This window comes from Leptolyngbya sp. FACHB-36, from assembly GCF_014695955.1.
GTDB lineage: Bacteria > Cyanobacteriota > Cyanobacteriia > Leptolyngbyales > Leptolyngbyaceae > FACHB-36.
Genome location: NZ_JACJPG010000173.1, coordinates 1 through 7,615 on the forward strand (window position 1 = coordinate 1; position 7,615 = coordinate 7,615).

The window sequence follows — 7,615 nt, forward strand, 5'->3', positions numbered from 1 at the left end:
ACGCTTTTGTAGGGGTCAAAGGTCCAGAAAAAGTAGGAGTCTTCATTGACGAGTTCTACCATGGCGACTGCCGGATCGTCCCGCAGCGCCAGTCCTGTGCGCGGGTTGGGCGTGGTCAGCAACGATCGCCACCAGCCGTAATACATCTGCTGAAACTCGCGGTTAAAAAACAGCAGCGAGAACGGATGCTGCCCGCTGTAGCCCGGAAAGCCGCTTTCTGGGGTCAATTGCAGCCATAGCGGAAAGTAAATCGACAGACCTGTGTAGATGCCTTCTGCTTTGAGCGTGGCGATCAAGGTTCTGAGGCGATCGATCGTCTCTGGCTCAATTTGCCGATCCTCGGACCAGAGTTTTGTGTGCAGCCGCACCAGATTGACGCCGCGCTTTGCCAGAAACTTTGCCATGTACTGCATTGAGGCGACGTCCATGTCGATCGCCTCGCGCCCCAAATTCACTGCCCAAAACCGTACCGGACGTCCAGTTTGCTCTTGCACAAAGTCCTCGCCCTTGACGCGAATCCAGCCGTGTTCGCCTGCAACCGCTTCATTCAGAAAGCGCAGGTCGATCGGGCTGTTGCCGAACGAGTCTGCCTCTGGGTCAAAGACAAACCAGCCGGGAATGTTGGCGCTGTATCGCTGATCGGGTTTCAGTTTGCCACGCGGCTGCATGGGATCTGTGGTGAGCGCGAAGCAGTCAAAGGCAGCGGCTCCGTCATTTTTGGTTAGCTCGATTCGCAGCGTGTGCGGTCCCGCTTCTAACTCAACACGATTTAAGCTGATCCAGTTCGCTCCAATTCCCGATCGCAGCCCGACGCTATCCATTAAATAGGTAGACGAGCCGACCGACTGCCACGGACGATCGTCCCAGCGCCAGCGAAATGGACCGTGCTGCCAAAACTTTCGCGTGTAGAAGAAATAGTTCTTAGCGTCAGGAACCGTGACGCGGTACTCCAAAAACAACGGCTGCGATCGCGAACCCTCGACGCCAATCCAGGCATTTCCAGACAGTACGGTGGCTTCGGCAGCGGTGGCAGGCGCAAACGGATTGCGCCGAGGAAAATTCGTGGCGCGGGGGTTTTCTGCTTCCCACCACAGGTAGGGAGACGACGGCACTCGCGTTGTCGTTAGCGCTGCCGACGGTTGCGTTGGCTCTGGGTCGATCGCGGTCTGCGCCGATCGCCATCCATGGTTGCCCAGCAGAATTAGCACAACTAGAACGAAGGGAATCCCAAAGCGCAGCGCACGCGACATAGAGTAGTGAGGTTGAGAAGGCTACCGCTAGATAGCCCCAATTGCGCAACGGAGTTGCGGTGCGATCAATTGGCTTGCGAAGGAAGGGGTTGCAAGGGCAACTTCGGAATTCGGAATTCGCAATTCGGAATTGCAGAAGCCTAGGTCTGCCTACGTTTTGGTGGTTTGATCGGTAGGTGGAATTTAGAGGATTGGTATCAGTCCTACTGAGGCTATTCAGCTAGATCGGCAGTTTTGGTGCTTGCGACCCTTCGGCAAGACGATCGTGTCTCACGAATGGGGTGCAAGGGCGATCGCTGAGTGGAAAGCTACCTCTCTGCGTTGCCCTTGCGGTGCGATCGTTCCTACTCGCGCTCTTTTGCCCGTCGCTTGGTCAGGATGCTCATCACCGATTCGTCGTGCGGCGCGGGTTGCAGACTGCTCCACGCCCCGACTTCTGCAAAGCCGCGCTGGTGTAGCTCGTAAATCACTTCGCGCACGCCTGTGGGACTGCTGATCACGAGAACGTGAATCGGTTCCCACGCATCGGAGGGTTGGCGGTCGGGCGGCGGGGAGTTGGGTTCGTTTGGCGGAAACGCGGACAATAATGCATCTAGCATGGTGGGATCTCCTAAGTTTGAGTTGAGGAAATCCCAAAAACTCAGCCACCCCACGACACAAGGAAGCAAGGTGGCTGAAGAGGATGCTAAGATCCGCCTTTAGCCACCGTGACTGGCACTAACAGTCTCGGAGGTTAGCTACCCCTTGCTGCTGGTAACAGCATTGGGTAGCGTTGACTGAATTTTTGGGAATACGGGCTGCGTTAAAGAATGGGCACGCAACCTTAGTTTGTGAGAATAACGGTAGTGCGGGTGTTCCGTCAATCCCCTGGTTAGAGAGATTGAGCGTATACCGTAACGTCAGCGCACTTGTTTCGATGGGTTGTGTGGGCGATCATTCGTCCGCTCACCCTTGCAGTCACTCTAAAAATTTGTGGAAAGATTCCGCCTATCCAACTCCAGCAGCGTATTATACGGAAAGATTCCACCTAAGTTCTGAAGTTGGGGTGTTATGTCGAATCTTTCTGCCTATTCACCCAATGTGAGATATTAGACGGAAAGATTCCGTCTAGTAACAAGTTATGTTGCTTCTACAGCATTTCTCAATGTGATTTGGGATAGATTGTGGTTGATGTATGCTTAACACAATGTGAAGTAAATTATCGAAAGAGAAGTTTGTAAAGATAAAATGCCAAACTTAAAGCGAACTAAAGGACAAATTTCTTCTTCATACAAAGGATGTAGTGGTATTGTAGGCGCGCCGAGACTTCTTTCCCTAGTAAGCCTGTTACTTATTACAATTAATTTAACGCTTCAGCGTTTATTAAGCTGGCATCCTTCGTACATTGCCACTGAGTTAATATTTGGATTAATTGCTGTATTTATGCCGTTTGTTGCAGCATATTTATATAATACTTTTGGCTCACTTTCCTCTACACTGAAAAATTTTTTAGATTTACCAAACGATGAATTCGAGCAATGGTTCAATACTCAAACTCAATTAATATTTTCAAGCAAGTGGATTTATATAGTTGCAGTAATTTTCGGCTCTGTTGGAGCATTAACAGTAAGTACACTAGGTTTTCCCTGGTTAGGTTTAGCTCATACTGCTTTTATCATATTTTCAGTGAATTTATTTGCTTTAACTGGAGCAGTAACATGGAATTACTTCGGTGTTTTGGTCTTCCTTGAGCGATTAGGGAACTTTGAAATTAAGGAAAGCGTTTTTGAGTGGCATGAAAAAGACCTCAGGCAATTAAACCAGACGTTTTTAAAGTTGTTTATACCAGGGGTATTCAACTATATTGGGTCCGTTGCTGCTGTATGGTTAATTCCAGGAGAGAGACGTTTGACACTTTATGGCAGTTTTGGGCAGTTTTGGATCTTTCCGTTTGCTATTGCAATCATTACATTTTTCCTGGCTGGTCAGTATCTTATACATCAGCTAATGGCAAAATCAAAGCAAAATAGACTTGAACAATTAAACAAAACATTACAGGGATTTTACGATAAGTGGAGTGCAGCTCCCTCATCTGATACCGCTGAATCGATTACAAAACTAATAGAGTGGCGTAAGCACATTCAAGGTGAGCTAGACTGGCCACTTGACTTCAAGACATATTTTGGTGTCATAACAGGGCTACTTCTGCCTACAGTAAAGTCAGTTTTAGATTTGCTGCGCTGATGACCAATAAATATTGTTGAAGAGACGATTCTTGAGAAGTTAAACATAGCATAACGATCATGTTGGAACGGATTGCAGAAAGATGCTAGCTTCGTTTCAAAAGTTCTGACAGCCGCTCAACATGATCGTTAGACAGGAATGGATACTCTCTTGCCTAGAAGGCAATACAGAAGTAGACTAAGTTCTTCACGAAGTTGATACTGAGCTAATAAAGAGGTTTCATACTTGAGATGAAGTTATTAGACAATTTTATCGATGATATCTTCTCTTTATTGAGCCCTCTTAGAGAGCAAATAACTGATTTAGTAGCTTCTGACAACTTCCGACAGTGGGTAGGCACGCTGGCAACCCCTCTAGCATTAGTTCTAATTGCCATATTTATTACGAAGCGGTTAGCGTTTGCTGAACGTGAGTTGTCAATCAAAAAGAATCAGCAGGAAGCTAGCAAGAATTATCTCGATATCATAACTAAACTTTTAATTGATAAAGACCTCGCCTCTCAAAAGCATGAGAGCCCAATAGCTCAAGCTGCCAGAGCTATTGTAGTTAGTGCCCTCAGGGAGCTTGATTATGAACGTAGAATACAATTTCTCGAGTTTCTGAGCGATGCTAAGTTGATTCAGAAAACAAGCCTAGATGAACATAGTCCTACACTTCTTAGAGGAGTAGATCTAAGTGCAATTAACTTGAGGAATGTGCGTCTACGAAAAGTAGATTTAAGTGAAGCCAATTTAAGTAGAGCTAACCTAGACGGTGCTAATTTAGCAGAATCGAATTTGCGTGGAATAAATCTCGCTTCTGCAACACTCAAAAGTGCCTGGCTAGATAAAGCAGATCTACATAGAGCGTTTCTCGTTAAAGCTGAACTAGATCGAGCCATACTTCAAGAGGTGAATCTAGAAGAGGCTCGCATGGATCAAGCAAGTTTGCGTGGAACATACTTGGGCAGAGCTAATTTAGCTGATGTTGAACTAAGTTTTAGCTTCTTAGAAGAGCTACTAGAATCAAGACTGGAATTAGAATGGAGCAATCGCCGTGGGATAATGAGACTACTGGCGCTAAAAGCAATTTCTCTAAGTTTCGAGCTTTTGAAATGGGGAAATAAGGGAGCTAACTTAGCTGGCGCTGATTTAAGTCATGCTGTGCTCAGGAAAGGAAATTTTAGACAGTGCAATTTAAGTGGCTGTAATCTAGTGGGATGTGATCTAACTCATTCTTGCCTAGATCGAGCGAAAATTGATGCAGCCAGCTTAGTTGGTGCTAATTTGAGCTCTGCTTCTCTTGAAAAGGCTGTTTTGAGATTTACTCTCTACGACGGTTCCACATCTTTTCCGGATGGTTACGATCCTAAAAAGAATGGCATGGTCAATGCTAATGGCAGTAGTGTCTGGGATATCGTGCTTAGCCGGATTAGCTTGTGGCTTTAAGGCTAATTTGATACCTCAGTGCGATCGCCATCGCCGTAGGGTGCGTTCCTTAATGCAACTTTTCCCACTTCACAGGTAGATTTTTGGGGACGCACCACGCTTATAAATTTCTTAAAGCAAGCGATCGTAGTCTAACAATTCGGTTGCAGCAGACAGATGAAAGCCCCTCAAGTTGTTACTGTAGTTTGCCGCCGCTGAACCGAGCCGTTAGCTTGCTTACTTCTGACACTATTAGGTCAAATTATGTCAACTCCAGCCGCTGAGCACTAGCCCGTCTCTGGCTCTCGCTTGGGAACGACGACAAAGACCGCGTGGCAGACAATACTAGAATAGCGACACCGATCGAGCGCTATCGATCGCGGCTATCGTTGAAGCTCAACCGTACAAGAAACTTGTCCGATGCAATCCGTCACGCCATCCAATCAACCACTGCTCAACAACCGCTACCGCATTCTACAAACGTTGGGTGCGGGAGGGTTTGGCGAAACCTTTCTAGCTGAAGACACGCACTTGCCCTCGCGTCGTCGCTGCGTCATCAAGCGGCTGATTCCCGTTTCCAATTCACCGCAGCTTGCCCAGCAAGTACATCAGCGGTTCGAGCGAGAAGCCGTGATCTTAGAGCAGTTGGGGGAGCATCCTCAAATCCCCGATCTCTACGCCTACTTCGAGTCAACAGGGCAGTACTATCTGGTGCAGGAATGGATTGATGGCGTCACGCTGACGCAGCAAGTGCAGGCGACGGGAGTCTTGCCAGAAGCGACCGTGCGAAGCATCCTGGTTAGCCTTCTGCCCGTTCTAGAGTTTGTGCACAGCAGGCAAATGGTGCATCGGGACATCAAGCCAGACAACATCATTTTGCGATCGCGCGATCAGCAGCCCGTACTCATTGACTTTGGTGCAGTAAAAGAAGCGATGGGAACGGTGGTCAATTCGCAGGGTCATGCTGCCAATACCGTGGTAATTGGTACGCCCGGATACATGCCCGGTGAGCAAGCCGGAGGGCGACCCACCTATTCCAGCGACCTGTACGCGCTAGGGCTGACGGCAATCTTTTTGCTGACGGGTAAGTCCCCCGAAGCGCTGCAAACCGACCCCCACACCAGCGAGCTTCTTTGGCGTCAGGCCGCACCGACGGTTAGCCCTCAGTTGGCAATGGTGCTGGATCGATCGATCCGGCTCCACCCAAGCCAGCGGTTTTACAACGCTCAAGAAATGCTGCACGCGCTACAGTTCAACGCACCACAGTCTGCGGCGTCGGTTCCTTCAACCATCCCGACCGTTGCCGTAGCTCCGGGAGTGCCTGCCGCTGTGCCTCCTCGCCAAACCGCTTCCCCTCGCCAAACCGCTGCGGGTCGCGTTATCCAAGCACCCAGACGATCGCCGCTGCTGGTGGGCTTGGTTCTAGCTGGGCTAGCGTTCGGGGCAGGGGCAGCCGCGATCGGTCTGCTGAAATCGCCGCCTGCGGAAGCGCCCGTCGCTCAGGAGCCGTCTACGCCTCTTAGTGAGTCGCCTACAACCCCGATCGCGCAAGCTTCACCGCAGGAGCCACCTCAGGAACGTCCTGCCCCCGCCGCTCCTTCGAGGGAGCCGTCGCCGACTGCCTCGACGCCTACCCCAACGCCTACCCCAACGCCTGCTGCGCCGGAGCCACCCAGCAAGCCAACAACTTCAGTCAGCACCGTTGGCTTTCCAGTGGGAACGCCAGAAAGCACAGTCAGGCAAACGCTGGGAGAACCAACCGCGTCAGCGAAAGGCTTTTGGCAAAATACCCGCGCGGTGCGCTACGAAGACTACGTTCCCGGTGAAGTTTCCCTGGGCTACTTGTTTGACAACGACACGGGTAAACTCCGACAAACGGAAGCCGCGTTTGCTCAATCGGTTGGCGCTGATGCAATGCTGCAAGCGCTCGATGGCATGATGAACAGCCGCACCTCCAACGAAATTCGGCAAGGACTTCAGCGGGTGTACGATCGCCAAGCCAATCAATATTCATTCCAGTCCGGTGGACTCAAAGGCGTCGTGGAACGCAACGATCGCGATCGTATCTACGTGGGCGTTTGGGATGCGGACCTACACTAACCCAACCGCGTCAACCACTGCGATAGCTCCGGCAAATAGCGCGCAGCCAGCACCCCGCCCACAAAACCAAACAGGTGCCCCAGCCAGGACACCCCCCGTCGCAGCGGCAGCACTCCCCAAATCAGGGGACCGTACAGCAGCGCCACAACGACTGAAAACCCCGCAGATAACACGTCCTGCTCAAAGTAGCTGCGGAGCAGCAGAAACCCGAAATAGCCGAAGATGAGGCTGCTGGCACCAATATGAAGCGTGTTTGGTCTGCCCAAAAGCCAGACGCCGCAGCCGCTGACTAGCCAAACGACCGCAGTGACGATCGCAAACTCCTCAACGCCTCCCAGCAAAACGAACCAGCCCAGCACCACAAAAGGCAGCGTATTCGCCGTTAGGTGGCTCCACGTCCCATGCAGCAAGGGAGCAAACACAATGCCGCGCAGCCCAACCTGCGTGCGCGGACGAATCCCCAAGAGAGTTAAGCGATCGCGCAACAGCACGCGATCGACAATTTCCACTGCCCACATCAGGGCAATAAAGCTACCGAGAATCTTGGCGTGCGTTGGAAAGTCGTTGCTGATCACTGGCTGCATTGATAGTATTTCTCACTGGAGTGCAGTATGGCTGGTTTAGCGCTAACGGTGT

At 50.5% G+C, this 7,615-nt stretch carries 5 protein-coding genes and 1 pseudogene; 3 read left to right on the plus strand and 3 right to left on the minus strand.

Features of this window, described 5'->3' with window-relative positions; translation table 11 throughout:
- Nucleotides 1–1,250, minus strand: a pseudogene (locus H6F43_RS02730) (hypothetical protein); the annotation flags it as partial.
- Nucleotides 1,251–1,594: 344 nt separating this feature from the next.
- The gene (locus H6F43_RS02735; RefSeq protein ID WP_190340469.1) at nt 1,595–1,849 is read right to left on the minus strand and encodes a peptide ABC transporter substrate-binding protein; all 255 of its coding nucleotides are present in this window, start codon (nt 1,847–1,849) and stop codon (nt 1,595–1,597) included.
- Between the two features lie 628 nt (nt 1,850–2,477).
- Here H6F43_RS02735 and H6F43_RS02740 point away from each other — a divergent pair.
- The 3 genes from H6F43_RS02740 (at nt 2,478) to H6F43_RS02750 (ending at nt 6,979) form a co-directional block, all read left to right on the plus strand.
- Nucleotides 2,478–3,473, plus strand: coding sequence for a hypothetical protein (locus H6F43_RS02740; protein WP_190340470.1), 996 nt, complete (start codon nt 2,478–2,480; stop codon nt 3,471–3,473).
- Between the two features lie 230 nt (nt 3,474–3,703).
- Nucleotides 3,704–4,900, plus strand: coding sequence for a pentapeptide repeat-containing protein (locus tag H6F43_RS02745; protein WP_190340471.1), 1,197 nt, complete (start codon nt 3,704–3,706; stop codon nt 4,898–4,900).
- Between the two features lie 399 nt (nt 4,901–5,299).
- Entirely contained in the window at nt 5,300–6,979 is a 1,680-nt protein-coding gene (locus H6F43_RS02750; protein ID WP_190340472.1) for a serine/threonine-protein kinase, read from the plus strand.
- On the opposite strand, the gene H6F43_RS02755 is transcribed toward H6F43_RS02750, so the two are convergent.
- Nucleotides 6,976–7,563 (minus strand): rhomboid family intramembrane serine protease, encoded by a 588-nt coding sequence (locus H6F43_RS02755; RefSeq protein ID WP_190340473.1) that lies wholly within the window; start codon nt 7,561–7,563, stop codon nt 6,976–6,978. The genes H6F43_RS02750 and H6F43_RS02755 overlap by 4 nt on opposite strands.
- Between the last annotated feature and the right edge of the window lie 52 nt (nt 7,564–7,615).

Coding starts and splice junctions, on each gene's coding strand:
- H6F43_RS02745 (WP_190340471.1), top strand. CDS start 3,704: ATGAAGTTATTAGACAATTTTATCGATGATATCTTCTCTTTATTGAGC.
- H6F43_RS02755 (WP_190340473.1), bottom strand. CDS start 7,563: ATGCAGCCAGTGATCAGCAACGACTTTCCAACGCACGCCAAGATTCTC.
- H6F43_RS02735 (WP_190340469.1), bottom strand. CDS start 1,849: ATGCTAGATGCATTATTGTCCGCGTTTCCGCCAAACGAACCCAACTCC.
- H6F43_RS02750 (WP_190340472.1), top strand. CDS start 5,300: ATGCAATCCGTCACGCCATCCAATCAACCACTGCTCAACAACCGCTAC.
- H6F43_RS02740 (WP_190340470.1), top strand. CDS start 2,478: ATGCCAAACTTAAAGCGAACTAAAGGACAAATTTCTTCTTCATACAAA.